26 protein-coding genes and 5 tRNA genes are annotated in these 25,327 nt (G+C 52.4%); 8 read left to right on the forward strand and 23 right to left on the reverse strand.

Going from position 1 to position 25,327, the window contains the following annotated elements; genetic code table 11:
* Nucleotides 1-2: 2 nt before the first annotated feature.
* The 8 genes from ACFVTB_RS07390 to ACFVTB_RS07425 are packed head-to-tail and all read right to left on the reverse strand — an operon-like array spanning nt 3 to nt 9,262.
* Nucleotides 3-980, reverse strand: a complete 978-nt coding sequence (locus ACFVTB_RS07390) for an ABC transporter ATP-binding protein (protein WP_387746879.1) — start codon at nt 978-980, stop codon at nt 3-5.
* Nucleotides 958-2,001 (reverse strand): ABC transporter ATP-binding protein, encoded by a 1,044-nt coding sequence (locus ACFVTB_RS07395; RefSeq protein WP_387746881.1) that lies wholly within the window; start codon nt 1,999-2,001, stop codon nt 958-960. Before ACFVTB_RS07395 ends, ACFVTB_RS07390 begins: the two co-directional genes overlap by 23 nt.
* Nucleotides 2,002-2,044: 43 nt before the next feature.
* Nucleotides 2,045-2,854, reverse strand: coding sequence for an ABC transporter permease (locus tag ACFVTB_RS07400; RefSeq protein WP_387746883.1), 810 nt, complete (start codon nt 2,852-2,854; stop codon nt 2,045-2,047).
* 13 nt (nt 2,855-2,867) lie between these two features.
* A complete protein-coding gene (locus ACFVTB_RS07405) occupies nt 2,868-3,809 on the reverse strand; it encodes an ABC transporter permease (RefSeq protein WP_387746884.1) in 942 nt (313 codons plus the stop codon).
* A gap of 21 nt (nt 3,810-3,830) precedes the next feature.
* Nucleotides 3,831-5,435 (reverse strand): ABC transporter substrate-binding protein, encoded by a 1,605-nt coding sequence (locus ACFVTB_RS07410; RefSeq protein ID WP_387746886.1) that lies wholly within the window; start codon nt 5,433-5,435, stop codon nt 3,831-3,833.
* Between the two features lie 17 nt (nt 5,436-5,452).
* Nucleotides 5,453-6,166, reverse strand: coding sequence for an HAD family hydrolase (locus tag ACFVTB_RS07415; protein WP_387746888.1), 714 nt, complete (start codon nt 6,164-6,166; stop codon nt 5,453-5,455).
* 23 nt (nt 6,167-6,189) lie between these two features.
* Nucleotides 6,190-7,971: a CocE/NonD family hydrolase gene (locus tag ACFVTB_RS07420; protein WP_387746889.1), complete on the reverse strand. Its 1,782-nt coding sequence runs from the start codon at nt 7,969-7,971 to the stop codon at nt 6,190-6,192.
* Nucleotides 7,946-9,262 (reverse strand): O-acetylhomoserine aminocarboxypropyltransferase/cysteine synthase family protein, encoded by a 1,317-nt coding sequence (locus tag ACFVTB_RS07425; protein WP_387746891.1) that lies wholly within the window; start codon nt 9,260-9,262, stop codon nt 7,946-7,948. The genes ACFVTB_RS07420 and ACFVTB_RS07425 overlap by 26 nt, the downstream gene beginning before the upstream one ends.
* A gap of 369 nt (nt 9,263-9,631) precedes the next feature.
* On the opposite strand from ACFVTB_RS07425, the gene ACFVTB_RS07430 reads away from it, so the two are divergent.
* The gene (locus tag ACFVTB_RS07430) at nt 9,632-10,090 is read left to right on the forward strand and encodes a GreA/GreB family elongation factor (RefSeq protein WP_387746893.1); all 459 of its coding nucleotides are present in this window, start codon (nt 9,632-9,634) and stop codon (nt 10,088-10,090) included.
* A gap of 472 nt (nt 10,091-10,562) precedes the next feature.
* Nucleotides 10,563-11,009, forward strand: a complete 447-nt coding sequence (locus tag ACFVTB_RS07435; protein WP_387746895.1) for a hypothetical protein — start codon at nt 10,563-10,565, stop codon at nt 11,007-11,009.
* Between the two features lie 261 nt (nt 11,010-11,270).
* Here ACFVTB_RS07435 and ACFVTB_RS07440 read toward each other — a convergent pair.
* The 6 genes from ACFVTB_RS07440 to ACFVTB_RS07465 form a co-directional block, all read right to left on the reverse strand.
* Nucleotides 11,271-11,353 (reverse strand) — tRNA-Leu (locus ACFVTB_RS07440).
* Nucleotides 11,354-11,381: 28 nt separating this feature from the next.
* Nucleotides 11,382-11,457: transfer RNA gene (locus ACFVTB_RS07445), tRNA-Lys, on the reverse strand.
* A gap of 51 nt (nt 11,458-11,508) precedes the next feature.
* Nucleotides 11,509-11,583, reverse strand: a tRNA-Glu gene (locus ACFVTB_RS07450).
* 189 nt (nt 11,584-11,772) lie between these two features.
* Nucleotides 11,773-11,863, reverse strand: a tRNA-Ser gene (locus tag ACFVTB_RS07455).
* A 1-nt stretch (nt 11,864) separates the two neighbouring features.
* Nucleotides 11,865-11,940: transfer RNA gene (locus ACFVTB_RS07460), tRNA-Asn, on the reverse strand.
* Nucleotides 11,941-12,005: 65 nt separating this feature from the next.
* Nucleotides 12,006-12,485, reverse strand: a complete 480-nt coding sequence (locus ACFVTB_RS07465) for a SprT family protein (protein WP_387747050.1) — start codon at nt 12,483-12,485, stop codon at nt 12,006-12,008.
* A 145-nt stretch (nt 12,486-12,630) separates the two neighbouring features.
* On the opposite strand from ACFVTB_RS07465, the gene ACFVTB_RS07470 reads away from it, so the two are divergent.
* Both ACFVTB_RS07470 and cmpA read left to right on the forward strand, forming a co-directional pair.
* Nucleotides 12,631-12,981, forward strand: a complete 351-nt coding sequence (locus tag ACFVTB_RS07470) for a hydrolase/acyltransferase (protein ID WP_387746897.1) — start codon at nt 12,631-12,633, stop codon at nt 12,979-12,981.
* 84 nt (nt 12,982-13,065) lie between these two features.
* On the forward strand, nt 13,066-13,221 hold the full coding sequence (gene cmpA / locus ACFVTB_RS07475; protein WP_387746899.1) for a cortex morphogenetic protein CmpA: 156 nt from the start codon (nt 13,066-13,068) through the stop codon (nt 13,219-13,221).
* 54 nt (nt 13,222-13,275) lie between these two features.
* Here cmpA and ACFVTB_RS07480 read toward each other — a convergent pair whose 3' ends face one another.
* From ACFVTB_RS07480 to uptA, 6 genes are all read right to left on the reverse strand, one after another.
* Nucleotides 13,276-13,926 carry a nitroreductase family protein gene (locus ACFVTB_RS07480; RefSeq protein WP_387746901.1) on the reverse strand — a complete coding sequence of 217 codons (651 nt, stop codon included), beginning with the start codon at nt 13,924-13,926 and terminating at the stop codon, nt 13,276-13,278.
* A gap of 284 nt (nt 13,927-14,210) precedes the next feature.
* A complete protein-coding gene (locus ACFVTB_RS07485; RefSeq protein ID WP_387746903.1) occupies nt 14,211-14,675 on the reverse strand; it encodes an RrF2 family transcriptional regulator in 465 nt (154 codons plus the stop codon).
* Between the two features lie 82 nt (nt 14,676-14,757).
* Nucleotides 14,758-17,070 (reverse strand): Tex family protein, encoded by a 2,313-nt coding sequence (locus tag ACFVTB_RS07490; RefSeq protein ID WP_387746905.1) that lies wholly within the window; start codon nt 17,068-17,070, stop codon nt 14,758-14,760.
* Between the two features lie 102 nt (nt 17,071-17,172).
* Nucleotides 17,173-17,805, reverse strand: a complete 633-nt coding sequence (locus tag ACFVTB_RS07495; protein ID WP_387746907.1) for an MBL fold metallo-hydrolase — start codon at nt 17,803-17,805, stop codon at nt 17,173-17,175.
* A 24-nt stretch (nt 17,806-17,829) separates the two neighbouring features.
* Nucleotides 17,830-18,399, reverse strand: a complete 570-nt coding sequence (locus ACFVTB_RS07500) for a thioredoxin family protein (RefSeq protein ID WP_387746909.1) — start codon at nt 18,397-18,399, stop codon at nt 17,830-17,832.
* A 52-nt stretch (nt 18,400-18,451) separates the two neighbouring features.
* Nucleotides 18,452-19,060 carry an undecaprenyl phosphate transporter UptA gene (gene uptA, locus ACFVTB_RS07505; protein WP_387746911.1) on the reverse strand — a complete coding sequence of 203 codons (609 nt, stop codon included), beginning with the start codon at nt 19,058-19,060 and terminating at the stop codon, nt 18,452-18,454.
* A gap of 606 nt (nt 19,061-19,666) precedes the next feature.
* Here uptA and ACFVTB_RS07510 point away from each other — a divergent pair.
* Nucleotides 19,667-19,978, forward strand: a complete 312-nt coding sequence (locus tag ACFVTB_RS07510; RefSeq protein WP_387746913.1) for a dehydrogenase — start codon at nt 19,667-19,669, stop codon at nt 19,976-19,978.
* 195 nt (nt 19,979-20,173) lie between these two features.
* Here the strand turns inward: ACFVTB_RS07510 and ACFVTB_RS07515 are convergent, their stop codons facing one another.
* Entirely contained in the window at nt 20,174-20,356 is a 183-nt protein-coding gene (locus ACFVTB_RS07515) for an H-type small acid-soluble spore protein (protein WP_387746915.1), read from the reverse strand.
* Between the two features lie 17 nt (nt 20,357-20,373).
* Entirely contained in the window at nt 20,374-20,577 is a 204-nt protein-coding gene (locus ACFVTB_RS07520) for a hypothetical protein (protein ID WP_387746917.1), read from the reverse strand.
* A 149-nt stretch (nt 20,578-20,726) separates the two neighbouring features.
* Here ACFVTB_RS07520 and ku point away from each other — a divergent pair, with 149 nt between their 5' ends.
* Genes ku through ligD form a run of 3 tightly spaced genes read left to right on the forward strand, consistent with a single transcriptional unit; the run spans nt 20,727 to nt 23,724 of the window.
* Entirely contained in the window at nt 20,727-21,659 is a 933-nt protein-coding gene (gene ku / locus ACFVTB_RS07525) for a non-homologous end joining protein Ku (RefSeq protein WP_387746919.1), read from the forward strand.
* Nucleotides 21,659-22,822: an ATP-dependent DNA ligase gene (locus tag ACFVTB_RS07530; protein WP_387746921.1), complete on the forward strand. Its 1,164-nt coding sequence runs from the start codon at nt 21,659-21,661 to the stop codon at nt 22,820-22,822. Before ku ends, ACFVTB_RS07530 begins: the two co-directional genes overlap by 1 nt.
* Nucleotides 22,819-23,724, forward strand: coding sequence for a non-homologous end-joining DNA ligase (ligD, locus tag ACFVTB_RS07535; RefSeq protein WP_387746923.1), 906 nt, complete (start codon nt 22,819-22,821; stop codon nt 23,722-23,724). Before ACFVTB_RS07530 ends, ligD begins: the two co-directional genes overlap by 4 nt.
* A 49-nt stretch (nt 23,725-23,773) precedes the next feature.
* Here the strand turns inward: ligD and cls are convergent, their stop codons facing one another.
* A complete protein-coding gene (gene cls / locus ACFVTB_RS07540) occupies nt 23,774-25,207 on the reverse strand; it encodes a cardiolipin synthase (RefSeq protein WP_387746925.1) in 1,434 nt (477 codons plus the stop codon).
* Nucleotides 25,208-25,327 lie beyond the last annotated feature (120 nt).

A 25,327-nucleotide genomic window follows, 5' to 3' on the forward strand; every position in this document is an offset into this window, starting at 1 on the left:
TTCTATGAATAGAGATGGCAGCTGACGTAATGATCTTCCGCGAAAGCGGACAGCTTTGGCGCTTCCGCAGCGCACCGCTCAAAGGCATGCGCGCAGCGGGTGCGAAACGGACAGCCCGTCAGTCTCTCGCTTGAGGACGGCAATTCGCCCTGCAGCACGATTCGCTGCTGCTTCTCCTTGCGGAAGCCTTGAGGAATCGCTGAAACTAACGCCTGCGTGTACGGATGGAGCGGCTGCTCGTACAGCTGTTCCACATCAGCCAACTCGACTATTCGGCCCAGATACATGACAGCAACCCGGTCGCTCATATAATGAACAACCTTCAGATCATGCGAAATGAACAAATAGGTTAATGAAAGCTCCTCCTGCAGCTCTTTCAGCAGGTTGAGAATTTGTGCCTGAACGGAGACGTCCAGCGCCGAAACCGGCTCATCAAGCACGATAAACGACGGGTTCAGCATGAGCGCTCTGGCTATTCCGACGCGCTGCCGCTGGCCGCCGCTAAGCTGATGAGCATAGCTGTCCGCATAACGGGGCTCCAGCCCGATTTTTTCGAGCATCTCCAGTACCAGCTGCTTTCGTTCCTTGCTGCTTCCGCCCAGCCGGTTGATCGCTAGCGGCTGCTCTAAGATTTGACCGATTGTATGACGCGGATTAAGTGAAGTATAAGGATCTTGGAACACGTATTGAATTTGTCGCCTGAGGGTTTGGCGGGCTTCTCGGCCAATCGGCGTATGACGATAGTGAATACTCCCATCGGTCGGCTCCAGCAGCTGCGCCGCGATTTGGCCAACCGTCGACTTGCCGCAACCGCTCTCCCCGACCAGCCCAAGCGTTTCACCCGGACGAATCTGAAGCGTAACGCCGTCTACGGCCCTCACTGCCTTCTCTTCGCGTCCGCTCCCAAAGCCGTTCTTGCCATAATGCTTGCGAATATCGAGCAGTTCGACAAGCGGCTCAGCCGCCGACGGCGTCCGCATGGCGGATCCCTCCTTCCCGCTCCAGCAAAAAGCATCGCGCCGCATGGCGAGACGACGATGCATACAGAGACGGCCGCTCGGCAAAGCATCTAGACTCGGCGTAGCTGCATCTGGACGCAAACAAGCAGCCGGCCGTTTGCCTTTCGGAGAGCGCTGGCACCGTTCCTGGAATAGAGAACAGCTTTTGCCGCTTCATGGAAGGCGTCGGGATGGACTGCAGCAGCCCGATTGTATAAGGATGACGAGGCTCCGATAGCAGCGTTTCAGTCGGTCCTTCCTCCACGATTTGTCCTGCGTACATGACCGCAATACGCTCACAAACGTCGGCAATAACGCCCAAATCATGAGAAACGAGCATAATTGCCGTATCGTTCTCCTCGCGAATTTGCCGCAGCAAATCCAAAATTTGCGCCTGAATCGTCACGTCCAGCGCAGTCGTCGGCTCGTCGGCGATCAACAGGCCCGGATGGCAGCTAAGCGCAATGGCAATCATTATACGCTGGCGCATCCCGCCAGACAGCTGATGGGGATATTCCTTCAGCAGCGCCTCCGGCCGCGGCAAGCCGACGCGTCGAAACAACGCTATTGCCCGCTCTTCCGCTTCCTCTCTCGAAAGGCCAAGATGGAGCCGAAGCATTTCCGTCGCTTGGATACCGATCGTCAACCCATTGTTCAAGGAACTGAGCGGATCTTGAAAAATCATCGCGATATCACGGCCGCGAAACGGCCTTATGTTCTTCTCCTTCAACCGGTGCAGCGGATGGCGCTCCTTATAAAGGATTTCACCGCCCGTCAACTTCATAGCCCCGGGCAGCAGTCCGAGCAGCGACAGCGCCAGTACGCTTTTGCCGCTGCCGGATTCTCCTACGATACCGACCGCCTGGCCCTGCCCGACGGACAGCGAAACGCCGTCCAGCACGGCGGCGCTCGTCTTGCGAGACAACTGCAGCTCGACGCGCAAATCGCGGATGTCCAGCAGCGGCGGCGTCAAGTGCTCTTGCCGGCGATTGGGCGTCTTCATCTTTTTTCACCTCCATAGACAGACGACAGGGTACGTGAAAGCCTCATTGTCTCGTATCCCTCAAATCTCGAACGCCGTCGCTTAACAAATTGAAACCGAGCACCGTGAGCGTAATGAGCGCGCCCGGCGCAAGCGTAAACCAAGGCGCTTTGTTCAAGTAGCTCTGCGCTTCGTTCAGCATTCGGCCCCAGCTCGGATCGGGCGGCTGGACGCCTAGACCGAGATAGCTGAGCGCTGCCTCGATCAATATTGCCGCGGAAAAGCTGAGCGCCGCAGTCGTCAAGATCGCAGAAGCGATGTTGGGCAAAATTTGCTTAGCGATAATATGCCAATGACTCGCCCCGATTCCCCTAGCCGCCTTCACGTACTCCGATTCCTTCTGCTGCAGCACCCCGCTTCGAATAACGCGGGCGAAAGACGGCACCGACAAAATACCGATCGCCAAAATCGTCTGCGACAAGCTTGGCTTGAAGATCGAAACGAGCAGCAGCGCAAGCAAGATGCCGGGAAAGGCTAGCAGTCCGTCGACGCCGCGCATCAGCAGCTCGTCGGCCCATTTGCCCAAATAACCGGCCGTTGCGCCAACAAGAAAACCGAGCGTGAGCCCGATTGCGGTAGACGATAGGCCGACTAGAAAGGCGGTCTGCGCACCCACCATAATCCGGCTGAGCACATCTCTGCCGAAATTGTCGGTTCCGAGCAGATGGTCGAAGCCCGGCGGCCGAAGTCTTTCGGTTACGTTCATTTCATTTGGTTCATAAGGGGTATAAAACAGGCTGACCAGCATGACCGCCAGCAGCAGCGTCACGAACGCCAGTCCGAGCAGCAGGCTGAAGCTCGCTTTTTTTCTCATCTCTCGCCCGCTCCTATTTCATTCGAATTTTCGGGTCTAACAACCGGTAAGACAGATCGACTAGGAAGTTTACGGTTACAACAATAAAAGCGATGACAATGATCATCCCTTGCACAAGCGGATAATCGCGATTGCCGATCGCGGTTATAAGCAGGCTGCCGAACCCTGGCAGCGTAAACACTTGTTCGACGACGAGACTGCCGGCCAGCAGCTCGCCAAAGTTGATGCCGACAACCGTCACGACCGGCAGTAAAGCGTTGCGGAGCACATGGCGGAAAAGCACCGTCCTCTCCCGCAATCCTTTACTCTTTGCCGTACGAACGTAATCGAGCTGCAATTGCTCCAGCATCGTCGTGCGCAAATAGCGGACAACAATCGCAATTTGCGGAATCGCCAGCGCAACGGCAGGCAGCAGCAACGATTTCAGCGAAAGCAGCGGATTTTCCGCGAAAGGCACATAAGTACTGACCGAAAACCAGCGCAGCGCAAGGCCGAACACCAATATGAGCGCAATGCCCATCCAGAACGACGGAATGGCCAAGCCGAATTGCGTGCCGATCGAGATCAGCAGATCGGCGGCCTTCCCTTTGGCACGGGCGGCCGCGATACCAAGCGGCACCGCGACAACCAGCGTAATCACTAGCGCTAGAAGAGACAGGCTAAGCGTAACTGGAAACCGGTCCTTCATCAGCTTCGTCACCGGCTCGGAAAATCGCAGCGAGTCGCCAAAATCGAGCACCGCCGCACCTTTCAGCCAGTCCGCGAACTGAACGCCAAGCGGCCGGTCGGTGCCGAGCTTCGCCTCAAGCAGCGCAATTTGCTCCTCCGACGCTTCCGTTCCGAGAATCGTCAGCGCCGGATTGCCCGGAATGATGCGGAAAGCGGCGAACGTCAGTACGACAACGAACAGAACCGTCAGCAGCAACGTCAGCAGACGCCTGGCATAGTAATTCATTTTCGCCGCTCCTTCGCTTTCTTATTGAACGAAGTAGACGGTCGACAAATCCTGCACGTAGAGCGGATATTGCTTGTAGCCGTCGAGCTTCTTGTTGATCGCTACATTCAAGTTCGGGTCCATAATATAGACGGCGGCCGCGTCCTTCGTCAGGATCGTCTGCGCCTGTTTATAAAGCGCGACGCGTTTGGCGTCGTCCACTTCCGTTACCGCTCCCTTAAGCGTAGCGTCGAATTCCGAGCTCTTATAGTTAAAGAAGTTGTTCGGAGAATCAGACAAATATTTATTCAAAATCTGATAGGGATCAAGTTTGCCGTCAAGCCCGATAATCGTCAGTTCGTAATCTCTTCCTTTATAAATGCGTTCGAGCCACACGGCCCACTCGACCGGTTCGATTTTTACTTTTACGCCGATTTTTTGCAGCTGCTGGACAATTACTTGCGCAGTATCGACATGGAATTGATAGTTCGATGGAACGGAAAGTGTTGTCTCGAAGCCGTCCTTGTAGCCGGCTTCTGCAAGCAAGCTTTTCGCTTTTTCGATATCAGTAGCGTACGTATCTTCCAGACCCTCTTGATAGTATTTCGCCAGTACTGGACTTAGATTGGAGCCCAGCTTAGTGCCCTTGCCAAGCGCAACGCCTTCAATAATCTCGTCGACATTAACAGCATAATTGATCGCTTGCCGCACCTTAATGTCGCCGAACGGCTTCCGGTCGATATTAAAGGTCAGCAATTGAACGAGGTTTTGCGGAGCGCTAAGCGTGTGGAACTTATCTGCAATCTCTTCCAGCCGCTCCGTGCTGATTCGCGGATAAATGTCGACCTCACCGGACTTGAGCGCAAGGAGCGACGCTTCCGGATCGGTAATGATCCGAAACTCGACTTGATCGAGCGACGGCACGCCGGCAACGTAATAATCGGCGAACTTCTCGACGCTGATGCGTTGTCCAGGCAAATATTCCTTAAACTTGAACGGGCCGGTGCCGATCGGATTTTTATTGCTGTCCTCGTAACCGTTCGGAATGATCGCCGACGTAAGCGTGGTGAGGAAGGAGGTATTATTCTCCTTCAGCTTGATAACGACCGTGCTAGCATCTGGCGTTTCAATTGATCCGACGCTCGCAAAGGCAGGCGAAAGCGGCTTGCCCGTAGCCGTACCGGCTAGGCGGTCGTAGGAAAATTTCACGTCTGCCGACGTTACCGGATTGCCGTTGTGAAACTTCACGCCCTGACGCAGCTTGAACGTGTAAGTAAGACCGTCAGGCGACGCTTCGTACGATTCAGCGACAGCCGGATAAAGCTCGCCCTTCTCGTTTGGCTTCAGCAATCCTTCAAATACGTTGAACAGCACTTCCTGTGTGCCTGCCGCAACGGCAAGATGGGGGTCCAGATAATCCAAGTCTTGCGGAATCGATACGACAACGCTGCCGCCCGCCTTTTTTCCGCCTTCCGTTTTGCCCGTTTCCTCCGCTGGTTTGTCCGTAGCTGCCGCAGGAGAGCTCGTTTCTTTCGCTGCGTTTCCGCTGCCGCTCCCCCCGTTGTTTCCATTTCCGCCGCCGCATGCGGCCAGCACAAGCGATAATCCTATAATGACCGAGACAATCGATAACCGTTTCTTCTTCATACGCATAACCATTCCCCTTAACGAATAATTTGTTGTTCCGGCTTCAGCAGCAGCGCCGGGAGCTCCTGTACAGACGAGATCGTTTTCTCATACTGAAGCTCCTCGATGCCGAGCCTCCCAAACCGGTTAATTAAAAAGCAATCCATGCCCGCTTTTCCGCTGCCGACGACATCGTCATAATAATTGTCTCCGACGTACACGCATTCCTCCGGACGAACGTCCGCAGCACGCAGTCCGTGCTCAAATATGCGCGTATCCGGCTTTTCCAGCTCCACCTCAGAGGAAACGACGATCTCGTCAAAATACGTTTCCAATCCGATGTTCCGCAGCAACGTGCGGCAGCTTTCGTCCCAGTTGCTAATGAGACCGAGGCCGTAGCCGTTCCGCTTCAGCTCGCTAAGCGCAGAGCTTGCAAATGGAAACGGCCTCCATCCCTGTCCGCCTTCCTTCTGCAGTTGAAGAAGCCTTGCACATTGCACGCTCAGATCGAACCGGACACCAAGCGAATAATTGAGCATACCGATATACCAGGAGTAAAACGTTGTAAGCTCTTTGGAGAGAGCGCCGGGATACTGCCTCATGAACAATTTGTCGGTCAAATGATAAGCCCGCTCGATCTCTGCGATTGAGATATCGATGCCCCGTTCCAGCAAATATTTGCGGTAAGCTTCTTCTCTTTGCTGGTAAACGAGCGTGTATCCTAAATCGAACCAAATAAACGATTTTCTCATTCTGCCCTCCTGCCCTGCTGTCTTTATCTCCCTGCCACCGGAAGCCAGAGCCGGGAAGGATATATGTTGCCATGATGAATCGTCTGCGTCGCCGTAACAAAATCAGCTTCGGTTGCCTCTCCCAGCGGAACGAGCGAATTCGGATTGCGGTCGAACGTCGGAAACAGCGAGCTTGTAATATGAAGCCGCACGGCGTGTCCCGGAAGAAAGGCGTGCGCGGTCGGCCCTAGCGAAAACCGGTAGCGGACGACCTCCCCTTTCGGCACTGCTTCCCGCCGGTCGAGTCCATTCCGGAAGCTGGCGCGGATGATGCCTTCCGCGACATTGTAGGCGCGGCCGTCCGGATAAACATCGACGAGTTTGGCGACAAAGTCGGTATCCTCGGCGCTCGTCGCCGCGAACAGCTCAATCTCAACCTCGCCCGCGATGGCAAGCTCCTGCTCAAGACGTTCCGACGTGTAGACCAGCACGTCGTTGCGCACTTCGATCGGCAGCTGATTCTTCGGCCCCATCGGCGTCAGCTCCGGCACCGCGCCTGAACGTCCGCCAAGGGCAGGCACCGCTATCGACGGGTGGTATACATAGACATCCGCCGGCTCGGTGCCTGGCGGCGGTTCCGGACTTAAATGACCGTCGCCGTTCACCGAGTTGGCCCGGCTTACGCTGCGCAAATAATACGGCGTCGGTTTGGTCTCCGGAATCGGCCAGCTCTCCGAGCTGCGCCAGCGGTTGCTGCCCATCTCGAAATAGCTGACGGCAGGCTGCGTCGCGAAACGATTGCCGTCCCGTTTTCCTTTCAGCCAGTAATCAAACCATTCGAGCTGCAGCTCGTCGATCCGATTGGCTGCTTCGCTGCCGAAATCAAGCTCGCCGACATACTGCGACCAAGGCATATGAAACCATGGCTGAATCAGTAAATATTGGTTTTCCCTCGCCTCCGGCGATCCCCCTTCCCGCCTGACGCCATTGAAGTTGTCGATCGTTCCGTCGACAAACACGTCATACCAGCCGCCAAGATGCAGAGCCGGAACTTGGATACTGCTGTACAACGAGCCTAATGACTGGGATGCCCAGTACGAATCCCGCTCTGGGTGGCGAAGAGACTCTAGGTAAAAGGGAGCAGCCTCGATTGCCGATTCCGGCAATGCTGTGAGCGGCAGCCTCCGGTACAAGCTATGTATCCCGGCATAATGCGCCCCCAGCTCTGCTGTCCAGTCTGCCCGCTTCTGCCGCAGCGCCGTATCTTGAGCGACAAACAGCGCCCAGGATAATGACAGCGCGAGCGCAAAGGCGCCGTTCCGATAAGAACGGCCCTGGTACGCATCGGACCCGATCATGCCAGGCGCGATACAGGCAAGCTCGGGCGGCCGTTCCGCCGCCGCCAGCCATTGCGCCGCTCCAACATAGGAGAAGCCGTACGTGCCAACTTTCGGCAAGGCGCCGGGCAGCTTCGCCGCCCATGCGATCGTATCGAAGCCGTCTTCCCCTTCGTTTACGTAAGGAGAAAACGCTCCTTCCGACGACCATCTGCCGCGAGTGTCTTGCGCCACGACAATATAACCGTGGCGCGCGTACCAGGAAGGATGCGCATAGTTCATCGTTTGCGCATCCTCTTTGTTATAAGGCGTTCGGATAAGGAGGACCGGATATGGCCCACCCTGCTTCGGCCTGTATATATCGGCGAATAGCGTTACGCCGTCGCGCATCGGAACCGGGACGTTTCGCTCCGTTTCAATTTCCAATGCCGCTTCCTGCACAGTCATCGTTGTTGCCGCCTCCTTATCCTGCTGTTCCGGCTTCAGCAACCGAGGCCGCCTGAATCGCTTGTTCCAAATCTTCAATTAAATCGAGCGGATCTTCGATTCCGATCGACAGGCGGATCAGGTCAGGGCTTAGTCCTGCGCTCTCTTGCGCTTCAGCGGTCAACTGCGCATGCGTCGTGCTAGCCGGATGAATGACGAGCGATTTCGCATCCGCAACATTCGCCAAATGGGAAAATAACTTAAGATGATTGATTAAGGTGTTGGCTGCGTCGTAGCCGCCTTTCAAGCCAAAAGCGAAAATCGAACCCGCCCCTTTAGGGAAATAGCGCTGAGCCAGCTCATAGTACTTGTTCCCTGGCAGTCCCGGGTAATTGACCCACGCCACCTCCGGATGTCCGTTCAAATACTCGGCTACCTGCTTCGCATTGGCAATATGCTTTTCCACTCGAAGCGACAGCGTCTCTAGACCCTGGAGCAGCAAAAACGAATTGAACGGGCTGAGAGAGGCGCCGATATCGCGTAGATACTGAACTCTAGCTTTTGTGATATAAGCAAGCTCGCCGAACTTCTCTACATATTTCAAGCCGTTGTAGCTTCGATCCGGCTCCGTAAATTCAGGGAACTTGCCGTTCGTCCAATCAAAACGTCCGCTGTCTACAATCAGACCGCCGATTGTCGTGCCATGCCCGCCGATATATTTCGTCGCGGAGTGAACGACGATGTCGGCGTCGTGCTCGAACGGACGAATGAGGTAAGGAGTGCCAAACGTGTTATCCACGATAAGCGGGATGCCATGCTCGTGGGCAATATCGGCGATCGCTTGAATATCCGGAATGTTGAGTCCGGGATTACCGATCGACTCGATAAAGAGTGCCTTCGTCTTGTCGGTTATCGCTTCACGAAATCGCTCAGGATCGTCGGGATGGACGAATTTCGTCGTGATGCCGAGCTTCGGCAGCGTGACGTCAAATAAATTATAAGTACCCCCATACAAAGTCGAAGCAGAGACGATCTCATCACCTGTTCCAGCTATGTTCAGTATCGAAAAGGTGACCGCGGCCGCGCCGGAACTGACTGCAAGCGCTCCAACGCCTCCTTCGAGCGCGGCAATCCGCAGCTCCAGCACTTCATTCGTTGGATTTCCAATGCGCGAGTACGTATTCCCCACTTCCTCAAAGTTGATGACGGCTTGTGCGTGATCCGTGTTTTTAAATACAAACGCCGTACTCTGATAGATGGGCACCGCTCTTGCACCAGTCTCCGGATCGGGTTGCTGTCCTCCATGCACCTGCAACGTATCAAATCTCCATTTTGCGTTTGCCTGTTCGCTCATTTAAGCACCTTCCTCTCTTCTTATAAGGAAATAAAAAAAGGAGACCGATGAATGGCCGCGTACGGCATTCATGCAGTCTCCAGTGTTCTGGTAACTGTAAAATTCAATAACCAATTAATCCTGTCGGATAATATGTGTTTATTCTACCGAGAGTAGACTCGACTGTCAATCCTTTTATTTCCGATGCCAGCGGGACCTTTTCCTCTTAAAGGCTGGCTCTTCTGTAACGGGTATGTTAGAGTAGAGTCAAGACCTCTTCTCGAAGAGGTCTTTATTACTATTAGGAGGGATTTGTCATGCTACTTTGCTCAATCAAAGCGACCAACGCAAACAGCCGTGACCGACAACGCGCCGGGGGTGAAATCTACTATGAACCGTAGTTTGCCGGAATCGACGCTGCGAGCCCGACTCGAAAGCCAGCTTGTCTTGTTTGGCGAGGAAAAAAAGAAATTTCTCGATGAGTATTTTCCCGTATATGGTAAAAAAAGAATCGATATCAGCCATTATTTATCCGAATATGCAGTGACCGTCGACAAATTGCTGCAAACAGTTGAAGACGACACGGCGCTCCATCAAAGGGTTTGGGTCGGCAGCGAAGTTACGCTTTCTTATTTGCCCGACATGGGGAAAGAACGCTTCGTTATCGAGCTGCCCAATTTGGCAAACGCCGATGACAATCAAATTTCGTTTCTGTCTCCGGTCGGCATGACGTTGCTGCTTGCCGAGAAGGGCGATGTCGTTACCATCGAAACGCCGTCCGCCGTCGTGCGAGTCCGCATCGATGACATACGTCTGACACCGGAGCCTTTCGGAGCTTGGATGCTATGAGCAAGCGCGATGCCGACGGTAAGCTGTACTGGTTTTTCAAGCTGTTATCTGTACTCTCCAGCTTGACGATCGTTGTGATCGCCGTTTGGTTTCTTATGAACGCTTTGCTAGGCTAGCCGAATGTCTCAAAGCCTCCCCCAGCTTTTATGCAGGGGGAGGCTTTGTCGTTCTTCGTAACTTTTCTGCTCTATCTGCGTCTATAAAATTACAATTATTTCTTTTATAGGATCAAAACTGAAATCAGCTCTTGACTCCAAGTGAGCGGGAAGCGCTGCAGGTCAGAGGGTTCTTCCGATCGCCATTAAAGCCTGATTCCTTTTAATTGGTAGAGGTTTGTGGTAGGAATCTGGCTTTAAAAGCGACCACTTTCGTTTCTCCAGAATCCCTCTGCCCCTCCGCTTTTTCTCCTTTTCCGTCAAGCACTGATTTTAGTTTGAGCCCTTATATAGAAACAGAAAAGGGGTTCTGCTTCATGAGAAAATCATTGATTTGGGCTTTCCTCCTGTTGCTTTTCCTATCCGCTTGCAGTCATAATGGCACTTCCAAGCCGGGACAAAGCGATGCAAAAGCAGCGGAGCAAACGGCCCTTGAGTTCATGACAATCTACTACAACGGTTCGGACGAAGAGGCGAAGGCGAAGTTTGTGAAGGAACGCATCCATCCCGACGTCCAAATGATCTTCAGTCTAGGCGTATCTTCCGATGCGGGTGTCAAGCCATTTGATGATCCTGCGGTAGTAGGTTCGTCCGAATATGTCAAGGATGGCGAAAAGGGAACGGTCGTCCTGCTTAAGAACAGCAACGGGCTGGAACGAATCGTCTTTTTCCTCGAAAACAAAATCGCTTGGGTGTTTAACTCTGATAATACAGACCCGAGCTTTAAAGAAAGCTTTGACAAAATGAAAGCTTCGATTAAGTAAAAAACTGAGGTTACCTACGATGAGAAAATTATTCCTTTATGCGCCAATCATTCTTGTAGTTACGTTTTTTCTTAACATGAATGAAAAAGGCGACTCGCTTCATTGGAAAAACATGGTTGAGAAAATAATTATTTTGGGGATTGTGCTGGGATTCATTTATTTCGTTAATAAGCTTTCTAAAAAGTGAAAATAGATGACTATAATTCGGAGAAATAAACTAAAAAGCAAAAAGCCCTTGCTACGCAAGGACTTTTCATTGTATGCGGTAGAGAGGACTCGAACCTCCACGGGCGTACACCCACTACCCCCTCAAGATAGCGTGTCTGCCATTCCACCACTACCGCACATATAAGGGAAAATCTTTAGTAAAAATGGTGAGCCATGAAGGACTCGAACCTTCGACACCCTGATTAAAAGTCAGGTGCTCTACCAACTGAGCTAATGGCTCTCATGAATGTAAACCAACTCACCGAGAGCTGTTTCGCTTACATTAGGTAGATGGTGACCCGTAGGGGATTCGAACCCCTGTTACCTCCGTGAAAGGGAGGTGTCTTAACCCCTTGACCAACGGGCCATATTAACTTCTTACTTGCTCTTCTCTCAAGCAACGTTCGTTATTGTAACACTTTCTTATCGCTTGTGCAAGTCTTTTTTCAATCAACTTCATTTATTCAACGAAATCAACCGTTTCATTCCTGTACAAGGCGTAAAAAAAAGAGCTGTTATTGAACGGCCCTTCCGTTACAATCACTTGGTAATAATGTGGCGGAGAGAGAGGGATTCGAACCCTCGCACCACTTACGCAGTCTAACCCCTTAGCAGAGGGTCCCCTTGAGCCACTTGGGTATCTCTCCATGGCTCCCCGAACAGGACTCGAACCTGTGACAACTCGATTAACAGTCGAGTGCTCTACCAACTGAGCTATCAGGGAATATGTGCTAATTATTTAGTTCTCTTCGTCGTTGCCGTTCAGCAGCGGCGACAAGTAATAATATATCACGGTTTTTTTGTTAGGTCAAGCGTTTTTATAAATAATTTTCCGCGGCATTTTCCGCACGCATAACGGGCTGGATTTATCCTTCTACGACGCATATATTCCATGCCGCAATCGCGGCATACGAGCTTGTACCGAAACGGCTCAGGCTGCCGCACGGAGCGCTCCGGCAACGTGCTGCAAAACCGTGAACCCCCGACCATCGCAAGCAGACGCTTGAAATCGTCATCCCGATGCCGGTACCCTTTTTTCATTATATGAAGATGATAATGACAAAGCTCATGCTTAATTATTTTTTCCGTCTCCTCCACTCCGAACACGGATAATTGATGCGGACTAATTTCGATATTATGAGATTTCAAAAAATATCTTCCGCCCGTCGCCTTTAATCTGCCGTTAAATGTTGCCCGGTGTTTGAAGGGTAGGCCGAACGATTCCAGGGAAACCCGTTCCACCCATTGCTGCAGCATAACGTCATCCATCGTTTTGTTCATTTTGTTTCTCGCCTCCGATACTTGAATTTTAAAGCGATCATACGCTACACTGTCAAGTAGCAAGAAGCAATTATGAACGGCGACGGCTGCGTACAGCCCGCGCTGCGGATCGAATCCGAGGGGAGTCTTACTTATGCCAACTATGCGTTATGTGCTGATGAAAAATGAAAGCAGCGTCTTTTTCGTAGAAATGCCCGATACCCACGCTTACCAGCTAAGCGCGCTCAATTTGCGCCTTCATAAAGAAATCGATAAATTGACCGCCGACCGCGTGCCTCAATTGGCTTATGCCATCGCAGAGTGCGACAATGTCGATTTGCATGATCCGTCCGTGCGCATTTTATCCGGGCTCGACTACATTAATGAACTGGAGCAGGATTTTGCAGCCGTTAAGGAGTCGGCTTATCCGCTGATCGCTCTGCTGACTGAAATCCGCGCTCTGCAAGCGCAGCTCGAGCAATGGTACGAAGAAGAGATGATTTAGTCTGATTCTGGGACCTGCACGATTCGCCCTCCTCCTCCATATCGTAAATATACGCCATGGATTGCCGGAAGGAGGACGATGCATATGCCGCAATGGCTGTGCAACCAGATGATGCGGGCCTTTCAGAAGAAAGATCGCAGGCAGATCAAGCTGCTGAACGAATGCTGGTTTTTTTACCGCAACCGACAAAGTCCGAAGGAGGAGCATGAATCGGGCTCCGAGCGAACGACTTTTTCATGAATAAAAACCCGCAGTGAAGCCTCAAGGGCCGCTGCGGGTTTTTGTCTATCTTTCTTAAATGTGATTCCAGAAAGTAACGTCGGCAATCGGCAGGCGCGCAGTTTGACGGCCTTCCGTAGCCGCTTTACCGATTGGCAATATGATGGTTGGCTCCAAATGATCCGGCAGATTGAAAAACTGCTTCAACTGAATGCGGTTGTATCCGCCCATCGGTACTGTATCGTAGCCTTTCGATTTGGCGATGAGCATGATTTGCATCGCAACAAGCCCAGAGTCAAATACAGCCACTTCATGGAGTCTTTCCCGCGGCAGCGACGTATAGAGCTTAATGGAGTTTTCCGTGAACTGCTTGGCGAAATCCTCCGGCATATAGCCCGCATCGACAGCCAGCTGATTGATTTTCTCGACTTTATTATACATTTCAAGATCTCCGAGCAAAATAATAAGAGCGGAAGCGTCAGCCACCTGCTGCTGATTATTGGCGATCGGTTGAAGCTGCTTTTTCAATTCAGGATCGGTCACGACTAGGAAACGCCAAGACTGCGTGTTCGACGAAGACGGCGATTTTGTCGCCAGCTCCAATATTTCTTGAATTTCCTCTTGTGAAATAACAAAGCTTGGATCGTAGTGCCGAACGGAACGGCGGGACTGCAGGACGTCAAGAAACGATTGATTTACCGATGTTGCGGTTTGTGTTTGTGTCATTTTGTTTTCCTCCACTCTAATCTGTGTTTTATTTTACTCAGTTAATACTAAAATGATGAAGCTCTCACTCTCTCATGAGACGGATCGCAGCCATTTATCGTTTATCGGTCCATTCAATACAGTTCTTTCTTGAAAGCCTTCTTCGAAGACTGGCAGTTTGCTTATTACTATGCTATATTCTGCACAGTAAGAAACAATCAACTGTAATGGATTCAAATACAGTATAGTGTGTGCCGATTGAGCTGTCAATTAGGATGTTCGTCCTCATTTGCCTTTTTTTTCGCTTAAACACTCTCGCGTTCCAACCGCTTCAGCGCGCAAATCCGCTCAGCCAGCTGCGCAATTGTCCCTTGTTGCAGCACCTCGACCGTTCTGCGCTCCACTTCATCCGTTATTTCGGTAAAAGCAGCCTTCATCTCCTGCCCGAATTCGTGAACGCCAGTCGTATCAATCACGCCGCTGCAGAACGGGTCGCCTACACGCAGCGCCGAATAAACGTCAGCTAACGTTATCTCTTCCGGCGGACGCCCAAGCCGATAGCCTCCGTCTCGTCCTTCTCTTGTATCCAGCAGCCCTTCCTTTACCAGCTTGGCCATAATGCGCCGCAGCAGGGTTGCTTCGGATTTCAGATGAACGGCCAGTTCCGCGCTGGAGATACAGGTTTGCTTGCGTGCCAAAATGACCATCGCTTGCAGCGCCAGACCGAACCATTTATGATTGGGCGAACTTGTGCATTTCTCCGTTTGCATCCCTTTACCCTCCTGTCTCAGACGTCTTGCCGTCCTCTTCATTATAATGGGCTTGCCGCTAAAGCGGCAAGCCCATTACCGGTTACTGCTGTTGTTTACGCATCGTTAAGCCGACTCTTCCTTTTTTCAGGTCGACATTCAATACCCAGACGGTAACGGTGTCACCGACCGATACAACGTCCATCGGATGCTTGACGAATTTGTCGCTCATTTGCGAAATATGAACCAAACCGTCGTTCTTAATGCCGATATCGATGAAGGCGCCGAAATCTATAACGTTGCGCACAGTGCCCTGCAGCTCCATGCCAGGCGTCAAATCTTCAATATTGAGCACATCTGTGTGGAAAATCGGCGCCGGCAGCTCCTCCCGCGGATCACGTCCCGGACGAAGCAGGCTGTCTATAATATCCTTCAGCGTTGGTACGCCGACGCCGAGGCGAGGGGCCAAAGCAGCCGTGTCTACACCTGCCAGCGCCTCTTTCAGTCCGTCTGTGCCGACATGCTCCGGCTTTTGCCCAAGCTCTGCAAACAGCTTGTCTACAATGCCATAAGACTCCGGATGGATCGGGGTCCGGTCGAGCGGATTGCCCGCATCCGGAATACGCAAAAATCCGATGCATTGCTCGTATGACTTCGCTCCGAGACGCGGAACCTTTTGCAGCTGCCCGCGTTTAACGAAACGGCCGTTTTCCTCGCGATATTTTACAATATTTTTGGCTATTGTCGCATTCACGCCCGCTACGTATGATAGCAGCGAGGCGGATGCGGTATTGACGTCTACGCCGACATGGTTAACGGCCGACTCAACGACGCCGCCCAGACTTTCGTCGAGCCTTTTCTGACTGACGTCATGCTGATATTGTCCGACGCCGATCGCCTTCGGCTCGATCTTCACCAGCTCTGCGAGCGGGTCTTGCAATCTCCGCGCAATCGACACAGCGCTTCGCTCCGCTACGTCAAGCTTAGGAAACTCTTCGGCCGCCAGCTTCGAAGCGGAATAGACGCTGGCGCCCGCTTCGCTGACAATGATATATTTCTGGTCCGTCTGTCCATTCGCTTTCCGTTTGCCGATCAACGAGGCGATAAATTGCTCCGTTTCGCGAGACGCGGTTCCGTTGCCGATTACGATCAACCCGACGCCATATTTGTCGATCAGGCCGTTAATGAGCTGCTCCGCTTCCTTTACTTTATTATTCGGCGGAGTTGGATAGGACACTGCCACTTCCAGCAGCTTGCCGGTGTCATCTACTACCGCCAGCTTGCAGCCTGTCCGATAAGCGGGATCGACGCCAAGCACAACATGCCCGCCAACGGGCGGCTGGAGCAGCAAATTCCGTAAGTTTTCGGAGAATATCGAGATCGCATGTTCTTCCGCTTTCTCTGTCAGCTCGCCTCTTACCTCGCGTTCGATCGACGGCGAAATGAGCCGTTTGTAAGCATCCTCGATTACCGCAATCAATACCTCTTTCACGGCTTCAGCCGTGTGCGTACGGAGCGTTCTCCGCTTCATATAATCGTGGATGCGTCCTGCGTCCAGCTGAAAGCTTACGCGCAGCACATCCTCCCGCTCTCCGCGATTAATCGCGAGAATGCGATGAGGAGGCAGCTTGCGAATCGGCTCTTCGTAGCTATAGTAAATTTCATACACGGATTCTGCGGAAGAATCCTTGGCTTCCGTCCGCAGCAAACCGTGATCGAATGTAAATTTCCGCACCCAAGCCCGGACAGCGGCCTCGTCGGCCGTATTTTCAGCCAAAATGTCCATTGCGCCCTGAAGCGCCTCCTCAGCCGTTCCTACCCCTTTATCGGGATCGACGTATCGCTCCGCTTCCTTAAGCGGAGCGCCCTGCTTAGGCTGCGACCAGACCCAGTCTGCCAATGGCTCCAGGCCTCTTTCTTTTGCTACACTTGCACGAGTCTTTCGCTTTTGCCTATAGGGACGATATAAATCCTCAACTTCCTGCAGCTTTCCCGCCGCCTCGATCAGTCCCTGCAGCTCTGGCGACAACTTGCCCTGCTCATCGATCAAGCGAATGACCTCACGCTTCCGCTCTTCCAGATTGCGCATATATTGCAGACGCTCTTCAATATTCCGCAGCTCGTTTTCGTCCAGCTCTCCGGTCATTTCCTTCCGATAGCGGGCGATAAAAGGAATTGTATTTCCTTCATCGAGCAGCGATACCGCCGCTTTTACTTTCGTAAGCGGCAAAGTAAGCGACTGGGCCACCTCTTTTATGATCCGCTCGTTTTCGGCCGTGATTTGCTCCGCCGTTCTTACTGATTTGCCGGAGGCTGTTTCCGCCGCCTCGCTCTGTTTTGTCGTCGTTCCCGCCAACTGGCCTGCACCGTCCTTCGTTCGATTTAGTGAAAAAAGAATCGAATTGCTCTCCTTCATTGTCTCAAATTCACAGCTACTTTTCCATACGACCTAGTGTCTAGCCGGAAGCGTTACTAAAAAACCGGCTCTCCTTCACTGGGAGAACCGGCTCATGTTTATTTATCTCGTGTACGGATTGTTCGCTTTCTCGTACCCAATCGTCGTTCGCGGACCGTGACCAGGATAGACTGTCACTTCGTCCGGCAGTGTATACAGCTTCGTTTGAATTGAGTCGTACAGGTCGCGTTCTCGGCCGCCAGGCAGATCCGTCCGGCCTACCGATTGCTTGAACAGCACATCGCCGGAAAACAAATCGTTGCCGAGCAGGAAGCTGACGCTGCCCGGCGAATGGCCCGGCGTATGCATGACCTTAAACGTCTCGCCGATCAGTTCGAGCTTCATGCCTTCATCCAGCGCATATTCCGCAGGCTCCGCTGTCAACGGAGGCGTCGCGTCGGGCCAGCGGGCCGAACCGTTCTTCTTCGGATCGGTAAGCCAATCGGCCTCCAAGTCGTGGATATAGACCGGACATCCGGCTGCCTTCCGTACCTCGTCCACGCCGCCCATATGATCGAAATGAGCATGGGTGAGCAAAATCGCTTCGACCTTCACGTCCTTGATCCGATCGAGCAGTCGTTTCGGCTGCATGCCGGGATCGATAACGATGCCGATCTCCCCGCCGCCGTCGACGGTCTTAGTTAATAAGTAAGCATTGGTCTGCAAAGGTCCGAGTGCAAATGATTCGATGCGCATATCGTTCGATTCGCCCCCGTCCGCTTAGTTAAACGATTGGACGAGCTCGCGCAGCTCTTTCGTAATAAGCGCTTGATAGCCCGTACCTTCGCCGTAACGTCTCATAATTTCCTCGCGAGTCGCTTTCAAATTATCTTGATAATCTGCAGCCTCACGATCAGGGTTCGCCTTTTTGAAAGCGACCATCGGCTCCTGTACGTATACGGGACGTGGTCCCCACGTGCCGAGTACTGTTCCTTCTTTATTTGTCCAAATCACGACAGGAACGGAACGTCCGCCCATCGTCAAGAACTCGTCCATCGTATCGAGGTTCTCTTCCATAATGAGTACGTTTGGCACGACTCCCGCCGCTTCCAGCGCGCGGAATACGACTGGAATGTTGCGAACGACGTCGCCGCACCAATCGGCCATCAGAATGCTGACGAGCAAATCGTCGCGGCCTTTTAACGATTCGAAGTAGGTTTGATCTTCGGCGCTTTGCCATTCGAAGCCGTTATACCAGCCCAGAAACGTATCCTGATTTTTGGTCATGCCGTCTATAAACTGCTTGGGCGAGATACCTGTTCCCAATTTATTTGCAATGCTTTTGCTCATATTCTCATCCTCCGTTAAATCGATGTTATGGATAGCTGTGCCTATTCTTTTATTATACCGATTTGCCGCGCGAACGCACAAATTTGAATACGAGATAAACGATAAGCAGCGCGATGGCGATTAGAATCGCTGGTTGCACATATGCTCCCGCCTTCTCATCAATCTTCTCCCATTGGTCGCCCAAAGACATGCCCAAATAAACGAACAAAAGCGACCACGGCAGCGAAGCAAGCGCGGTTAGCAGCGTAAACAAGCCGAAAGGCATTTTCGCCATTCCAGCCGGAATGGAAATAACCTGCCGCATAACTGGCACGAATCGAGCTGTAAATACGATGCCAGCTCCATATTTGTTAAACCAATTTTCAGCGGTATCCACATGCTTTGGCTTGATCTTGATGTACTTGCCGTACTTTTCGACAAGCGGGCGGCCTCCAAATCTGCCAAATGCATACAAGATCCAGTTTTGCCCCACCGCTCCGATCGTGCCGAATATAACGGCTCCTATGTAGGAAATGTCGCCTTTCGAGACTAGATAACCGCCGTAGCCTAGAACAATCTCGCTTGGAATGACCTCAATCATCAATCCGATAAGAATGCCGAAGTAACCGAGACTCTCGATCCACAACAGCAACTGGTGCAGCAAATTTGAAATGAAATCCATCACAATGTCCTCAACCTTTCTCCGCGATCAGGTATTCCCGCCTGTATTCTACCATATTAGACCTTAAATGAGCTATCACCTTGTACTAAAGATATATATGGCTTGGCCATTAGCGGTATTCGGAAAAAGAAGCGGGCAGCAGCGCCGTAGTTGTACCGTTGGTTCGGCGCTGTGTGACCGCCGCCTGTGCGGGCGCATACATATGGATAGAGGAAGCTGCTGCATTCGAGGCAGTTTTGGGATCAAAACCGGAATCAGTGCTTGACTATAAGTGAGTGGAAGCGCTGCGGGTCAGAGGGTTCTTCCGATCGCCATTAAAGCCTGATTCCTTTATTTTATTGAGGTTTGAGGTAGGAATCATGCTTTAAAAGCGACCACTGCCGTTTCTCCAGAATCCCTCTGACCCTTCGCTACTCTCTTCTTTGCCGTCAAGAACTGATTTTGATGAAGAACCGAAAAAACTTAAGCGTATGCTTTCGAAGTAAGTTTTACTGCGCAAAACTTTTGAGTTTATGCTTCCGAAGCAATTTTTTGCTTCGCAAAAAATTAAGCGCATGCTTTCGAAGTAAGTTTTGCTATGCAAAACTTTGGAGGAGACTCAAAAACATGAAACAATCCGCACAAAAACACGCTTCGGGCCTGCCGACCGCGCGTAAAATAAGGCGAGCCTGCAGCAACGAGCTGTACCGTACGGTTAAACGAATGAAGGTATGGGTTCCCGAGGAAAAGCTTGAACAAGCGGAAGCAATCTACTTCAAGAAGGTCATTCTAAATTTGGTATGGATTGCCGAGCACGAAAGCAACCGCAAAGTTCTTGCCGATTGGTGGGACGAAAATGTAAGCGAGGAAATCGCCGCGCTCTGGGAAGTCGACGGTGACCGGCTGCGCCAAGCTTTTCGCGAAGCTTTCGGCGGATGAGCTTGCACACAAAGAAAAGCCTGTTTCTCCGTTTGGCGCATTGTCCTTGCATGCGCCGTATGGGAAACAGGCTTTTCATATTCACTCGTGTGCAATCGCCGACACCGTCATCGTGCTGCGCCCTGACTCACGGTGTCTTCAGTGCCATTACGTGTGCCGAGAGATGCTCGCGAAAAGACCACTCTCTCTTTGTCGTTAGTCTTCCTTAAGACGGTCCACTGACACCGTATGTGTATTGAGCGGATCAGAGCCGACCTGCACCGTCGCCATGCCGTTCTCGACGTCCACGTTCTCAATCCAGACCGCTTTCTCGCCATCCAGCGAAACGCCAATCGTTGTCTCAGAATCGTAAATCTGCTTTGCTCGCTGTGCGTCCATCTTCGAACGTCTCCCTTCTACTCCAGCTCGATGCTGTCTGGATTTTTGCGGTCCAAATCCATCGTATCGGTAGTTGTTTCCTCGATTAGGCCGTTATGCAACGTTACTTGCCCGCCTCCCAATCCTTCGTTGACCATACGATCGATATCCATAAAATAATCGTCGCGGCCCTCGTTGCAATTATCGCCGTTACAGTCGGTGCGTTTATTCGAATCGCTCATTTCTTGTTTCCTCCTCCGTCCTTTCTCGTGGTGCGCTCCAGCAAAATATGCCCGTAAAGACTGGATTTCATTCATTCCGGCAACACTAAGTACCATGAGACATCGTTCGAAAAACAAGAAACATAACGAAACGGAGAGGATGATTTCAGATGCATACCGTCTGGAAAGGAGCGATCAGCTTCGGGCTGGTGCACGTTCCGGTTAAAATGTTTTCAGCTACGGAGGACAAAGATATTTCGCTGCGCATGCTTCATCGGACCTGCGGCGGCCCGATCGCTTACGTTCGCCGCTGCCCAAACTGCGATGTCGAGGCGGAATGGGATGACATCGTGAAAGGCTATGAATACGACAAAGGCCATTTCGTCTTGTTTGAAAAAGAAGAGCTCGACCAGCTTGCCGGGGAAAAGTCGAGGACGATTCAAATTCTCGATTTTGTCGCTTTGGAGGAAATCGATCCGATCTATTTTCAGAAAACGTATTATTTATCGCCAGATCAAGCCGGTGGAAACGCCTATAATCTGCTGCTTCAGGCCATGAACCAAACCGGAAAAATCGGTATCGCCAAAATATCCATCCGCTCCAAAAGCAGCCTGGCAGCGATACGCGTCATCGATAACTGCCTAGCGATGGAAACGATCTTTTATCCTGACGAAATTCGTTCGATTGAACAGGTTCCTGGACTGCCGAAGCCTTCGGAAGCAAATGACAAGGAATTGACGATGGCCAAGCTGCTTATTGAACAGCTATCCACGCCATTTGAACCGACCAAATACGAAGACGAGTACCGGAGCCAAATGATCGACCTTATTAACCGCAAAGTGGCGGGCGAAGAGATTCGTATAGCACCTCAGCAAGAGCAAACCAATGTGATCGACCTGATGGCCGCGCTGCAAGCCAGTCTGGAAGCGGCCAAGCTGCCGCCGGGCGGCACTGCGGGACTCGATACGGGAGCTGGGGAAAAGCCTGCCGCGACGACGACGCAGGCGGCCGCCAATACAACAGCTGCAGACGGCACCGAGCCTAAGCTGCCGAAGCCGCGCAAGCCTAGATCATCCAAAGAGAAGAAAGAGACGGTATCGTAATGGCCGCGAGCGCGGAGAAGGATCTGTCTTTTATCGAACGTCTTGGCGGCTCACCGATGGCTCCGATAACTAATGGCCGCATTCCGGCCGCCAGCGAATGGGCCTATCAATTGAAGTGGGACGGTGTAAGAATACTCGCCGATATCAGCGCTAGCGGAAACGTGCAGCTCTACTCCCGGAAGCTGCTGCCTAAAAACGACGTTTATCCCGAAGTCCTTCGCGCCTTATCCGGACATGCCGCTTACCTTAGTGAATGCGTGCTGGATGGAGAGGTTATTTATTGGGACGGGGCTAAGCCCAGCTTCCAGAAAGTGCTGCAACGGGAGCGAAGCGGAGTAAACGCATCTTCTTCTTCCTTGCCATACGGCGAGCCTTCGAACATTCAGACCGGGCTTGATCTCGAGAAGCAAACGGAAGCGGAGACCGATGCCGAACATGTGCTACTTTCGGAACACGTTAGCCTTAACGAGGTTGGAAAAGCGGAGCCAGACTATCGAAGCGTGCAGGGGCGGATTTTTTACGTACTGTTCGACCTGCTGTACGAGAACGGCCATGATTTGCGCAGTCTTCCGTTCAGTGAACGCCATGATCGTCTGCAAGCGAAAATAGCACCAATCGGCGGCCGCGAGTTGCTTACCACCGCCGTCTATACGGATGGCGAAGCATTATGGGACTGGGTCCGTAGCATGCGTTGGGAAGGCATTGTGAGCAAACGTTTAAGCAGCCCTTATAAGCCGGACAAAAAGCATGACGACTGGCTGAAAAAGAAGACCGCGCTCGTGCTTGACGTCGGCATTGTAGGCGTCAAACGGCGCGACGGGCGTGCCGCAAGCTTCGTGATGGCAAATGAAGACGGGCGTTACTTTGGAAGCGTCTCGCTCGGTCTCACCGAGGCGATGCGTGACGCCATTGGGACGATGCTCCGTTTCGGCGAACCTGATGCCATACCGTTGTGGCCCATGCCATTCGATATGCTGCCCGCCGATTTGAAAGGCGAGGAAATCGTTTGGCTGCCCGCTCCAATGGCTTGCCGGGTGACTGGTCTCGAAATCACATCGGCCGGACTGCTTCGCCATCCAAAGCTTGTCTCTTTCGGCTCGCCCTCCACACAGAACACCGAAAAAGGAAGCTCCGCTCCCCGTACGGCCGGGAGACCCCGATGAGCTCCACCAGACAAGCTGTCGTCACTTGCGACGGCCATGAAATCGCCGTATCCAATCCAGACAAGCTACTTTGGCCCGAGCAGGGCATCACGAAACTCGTGTACTTAGAAAAGCTGGCAGTACTGGCTCCGTTTCTGTTGAAGCATTGCCGGAACCGGTACTTGACGACGATTCGCTATCCAAACGGTATCTCAGGCAAATCGTTTTATCAAAAAAATTGCCCTTCTCCTGCGCCCGACTTCGTCTCCGTAGCCACTCTCGGCGATATCGATTATGTGCGGCTTGAGGATGTGCCGACCTTGCTTTGGCTGGGCAATCTAGCCTGTCTCGAATTCCATGCTTCGTTCGACCGGATCGGCGAGCCGGAGCATCCGACCGAATGGGTGCTTGACCTCGATCCCTCGCTGCAGGAGGAGCCGCGCATTATGGAAGCTGCGGGACTTGTCGGCGATCTGCTTCATTCGCTTGGCGTCGATTCGATTCCGAAAACGTCCGGAGCGACCGGCGTTCAAATTATCGTGCCTATCGAGCAGGGTCGCTTAACCTTCGATCGACTTCGTATTTTAGGGCAGTTCATCGGCGAATATTTGGCGGGCGCCCATCCCCAACTATTCACAATAGAACGGCTGAAAAAAAATAGGGGCGACCTGATCTATGTCGATTATTTGCAGCACTATGCAGGCAAAACAATCGCCGCTCCCTATACGCCAAGAGCAAGACCGGGTGCTCCCGTATCGACTCCTCTGTTATGGGACGAGGTAAAAAGCGGCCTTTATCGGCCTTCCGACTTTCATCTGCTGAATATCGGCGAAAGATTGCAGCTGAAAGGAGATTTGATCGACAGCGTTTCTCCCCAGCCCCTCGACCGGCTGCTCGATTTCATAGGCGGCAAACGCCAATAAAAAAAACGGCCGTTCCCGAGATGAATTGATCCTGGGATCTGCCGTTTTCTTATAAGAGTGGGGAAAGCAATCGGGCGAACGCTTCCTTCCGTTTTTGCCTGCCTGATCGCTCTTTAAAGCTTTCAAGCTTTAGCTGCACGCTATCCTTCACATCCTGCTCAAAATCGCGATAGAGCCTGTCGATGGTCGATTCTCCGAACAGCAGCGCATTTTGCTCGAAATTGCTGTGGAGACTGCGCATATCCATATTCGCCGTACCCACCGATGCAATCATCCGGTCGACAAGCAGCACCTTGGCGTGAATAAAGCCTTTTTGATAGCGGTAGACCTGTACTCCGGCTTCCAGCAAACGTTCCACGTAAGAGAGCGTCGCCCACAGCACAAGCTGGGTATCCGCTGTTCCAGGAATGATAAGGCGGACATCGATTCCGCTTCGTGCAGCTGTGCAGATCGCAGCAAGCAAGCTCTCATCCGGAATAAAATAAGGCGTAGACATGCAGATGCTCGTTTTGGCTGCACCTATGGCGCCAAGCGCTGCGGTTAATATGGGCTTACCCGGTTCATCAGGTCCGCTAGATACAATCCATACCGCCTCGCCGCTATCGACATCCGGTTCACTGTCCCGATCAGGCATGTAAGTATCGGGAATCAGCTTTTCCTCCGACGCAAGCTCCCAATCCTTGAGAAACAACTCTTGGATCCAATATACCGCATCTCCTTTGAGCTTCAGCTGCGTATCTCGCCAAAAGCCAAGCCGCCGGTCTTTGCCCAAATACTCGTCGCCAATATTCATTCCTCCTACAAATGCCGTTCGACCGTCAATAACAGCTATTTTGCTATGATTGCGGTTGTTCAGCCACCTTCTGCCGAACGTAGCGCCTGGCGGCAAAAAGCTATAGGCCTGAATCCCCTTTTCTTTAAGCTTTCGAACGGCCCTCCTACGCAAGCCTATACTACCGACCCTATCAAATAGGACCCTCACTTCAACGCCTGCTGCGACTTTATCCGCAAGTCTCGCCGTTATTTTGCCGCCGATATCATCGTCGCGAAATGTATAGTAGTCAAAGTGAATGTGGTGCTCGGCTTCATCAATCGCTTGCAGCAGCGCTCCGAAGTAAGCCTTACCGTTGGTCAGCACGACTGTATCGTTGCCGAACGTAAGCGGCTGTCGAATCGTTGCGTTCAGCAGACGAGACAGCTTTTCCTCCTCGTCAAACTGCTTATTGCCTGTCGCGGACGGCGAAATTGCGCTGCGGGAACGACGAAGCGCCGTATCAAATCCGACCCTGTTGGAAGTTCGGCTTAGGCTATTTCCGGCCCGGCCTGCCAGCAGCCAGAAGACGAACCCGATCAGCGGCGCCGCATAGGCGATCACAAGCCAAGCCGCCATCTTAGCGGGCCGTGGCTTCTCCGCCCAAAGAATAATTGCCGTCTGGAGCGTATAGAAAAAGGAAAATAAAATGCCCGCAACGAGCCAGCCCATGGACAGCCCCTCCCTTCCTGCGGCGTATGATCGGCAGCCGTCGCGCCCCTCCAGGCCTCGTGCGGTGGAGTCGCGAATTGCCAAAAGGCGATTCGGCGAAATGTTTCTAGTGTGGTCGGG

Source organism: Paenibacillus sp. NPDC058071 (genome assembly GCF_042885235.1).
Taxonomy (GTDB): Bacteria; Bacillota; Bacilli; order Paenibacillales; family Paenibacillaceae; genus Pristimantibacillus.